The organism is Streptobacillus canis (genome assembly GCF_009733925.1).
Classification (GTDB): Bacteria; Fusobacteriota; Fusobacteriia; order Fusobacteriales; family Leptotrichiaceae; genus Streptobacillus; species Streptobacillus canis.
The window spans coordinates 1-2,689 of record NZ_WOEI01000047.1 but is presented as its reverse complement, the minus strand read 5'-3'; the positions used below and the strand labels follow the sequence as shown (position 1 = coordinate 2,689).

The window sequence follows — 2,689 nt, the reverse complement described above, 5'->3', positions numbered from 1 at the left end:
TACAAGAAAAGGTTTACCAATAACTTCATTACTAGAATTAATAACAGAAGCATAGTGTACACCAAATATTATACTAATAGACTTGTAATGAGATTAAAATTTGATAACTTATCCAACTATAAAAAATGAATATAATACTGGGGTAATACTCTCCTCTAAAAAGTTAAAAACAATAGTAAAAAATAAATAATACTCAGTAATTATACTTTAATTATACTTGATAATATTAAAATATAAAATACTAAAGAAAGGAGATGTATGGTAAAGTTTAAGAACTAACTATATCATACAAGAGGAAAATGAATAAAAAACTTTTAATATTAACATTAATTTTAAGCTCATTATCTTTTTCAGGAAAAAAGATTAATATAATATATAAATCATCAGTAGAAAATGAAGGGAAATTTAATTCTATTAAATACTCAAAGCTTAAATATAAGCCTGTTGATTTAACTGTTTCAACACCGAATAATGAATATAGTATGAATTTAATTTTAAAAGGAGATAGACTTAATATTAGTTATCCTACACTTGCTTCAAGATATGTTACAGGTCTTAGAGAAAGTGAGAAAGTTGAATTACCAGAAAATTATAAAGAATATAAATTTTTTTATGATTATAGAATACCTGAATATAAAATATTTGAATCAAATTTATTTAAAGATGATAAACAAACTGAAATACATAGTCATGATCATAATCATGATCATAATCATGAGCACAACCATGAACATGGAGAATTGATTGGTGAAACTATTGAAATATCTGCACCACAAAAAAGACATATTATTAAAGAAAATAACGATTTTCAAGCAAAAATAAATTTTGAAATTAATAAAAAGAAATATGGTCTAAAGTATATAAAATATTTAACATCATATAAAGAAGATGATGTAAGATATCAAAAAAATGATGGTATAATTGAGGGGAGATACACATATTTATTTGATGATAATTTAGGTATTACAGTAGTTCCTAGAATAGTAACAAGGGAATTTAAACCAGCAATTTTAGAATTTAATTCTTATGGTAGATATAAAGTTAATAATAATATTTTTTTAGGTCTTGATGTATATAATGGTAGACAGATTAATCTTTTAAATGAAAGAAAAAATTATAGAAATAAGATTAGTGCATATTTTGATTATAATACTGAGAAGAAAAGATTACATGAATTTTGGGAAGTGCTAGATCATGAGCATGATAAGATAGATCAATTTAAATTTAAAGTTTCATATGATCATACATATAACGCTAAATACAATCCATTAAATTTTAAAATTCTTGATAATTATTTAGATACAAAGAAATATGATATAAATTTAATTGTTAAAAAATCAAATATAGGTGTTAAAGGGCTATCTATTTCTAATGATTTTAAATTTAACTCAGAAGTAATAAAAAGTGTGGATAGTGATAGAAAATATTTATTGAAACATAGATATTATTTTAAAGATAATGATGATTATGAAAATGCTTTTGATTTTTTTGGAGATTTAACTATTAATACTTTATTACAAAAAAATTTAGGAAAGAGTATTGAAAAAATCGGGAATAAATATATAGTAAAAAATCATTTTCAATATACACCAGATGATGGTTATAAACCTTATGAATATTATATAATAACAGAGGTAAATAGTGATCCTCCAAAGAATTTCAATAAAACTAAAGTAAAAAAACTTGTGGTATCAAATTTAACTGAATTAGAGTATGTAAAATCTAAAGATAAAGTAAATTTAAAAAATGATTTTAAATTTATTACAAATCCAGAAAATAATGAGTGGAAAATATATAATGATTTAACATCGTCTTATGAAAGAAATTTTGGATATGGTATTAGACTTAAGTTTAATATTCTAGAAAAATTTGAGAAATATAGTTTTAATGGTTTAAATTTATATGATATGAATGAATTAAAAACAGGATTTGATTTAAATCATTTATATAATGAAAATGGCATCAAGATTAAGACAGGTCTTAAATTTGATGGTGCAATGCTTGCAAGAAGAGCTCATATTACTAAATTATACGGACCAAATATTAATCCGATTCTTAGAAATGAACTTTTAAATTCGTATCCTGATAGTCCATATTTAACTCAAGGAAGTGACGAGAAGGATAAATGGATGTTAGGACAAGAATATACTATAAAACCATATATAGATTTTAAATATAGTCCAATAAATAATTTAGATATTAAAGCTAATTTAGAAATAGAAAAAAGTTTTATAAAAACACCATTTAGAAAAATTTATAATTTTTTTAACCCAGCAGATAAAGAATTTACAAGTAATCCAATGATGTATAAAATTGGATTTGGTATAGATTATAAATATTGAAAAAAAGAAGTAGGATATTCTACTTCTTTTTTATTCTATAGGAAATTAGAATTCTAATAAGATGTATATGATTTTATTGATTAATATAAAACACAACAACAGTTTATAAAAAATAAAATTAATAAGTAAATTTAAGTAATACAAAAATACCTATTTAAATAATAGGCCATTAGGGTTATAGAATTTATGAATAGGAGGTCCAATAGAATTATTTATAAAGAGTTCATAAACTTCAAGCTTAATACTGCAATTAGGACACATAAAAGGATCAAAGCACCAAATAGCTTTAAAGTTCTTTCTAAAAAGAGAAGGAACTTTTTTAAGTTTAGACTTAAATAAAGTAAGAG

General features: G+C 22.4%; 1 protein-coding gene and 1 pseudogene. One reads left to right on the top strand and one right to left on the bottom strand.

From position 1 onward, the window contains the following. The first annotated feature begins 299 nt into the window (after positions 1 to 299). On the top strand, positions 300 to 2,342 hold the full coding sequence (locus GM111_RS07970) for a hypothetical protein (RefSeq protein ID WP_156300566.1): 2,043 nt from the start codon (positions 300 to 302) through the stop codon (positions 2,340 to 2,342). A gap of 150 nt (positions 2,343 to 2,492) precedes the next feature. On the opposite strand, the pseudogene GM111_RS08435 reads toward GM111_RS07970, so the two are convergent. Next, positions 2,493 to 2,689, bottom strand: a pseudogene (locus tag GM111_RS08435) (hypothetical protein); the annotation flags it as partial.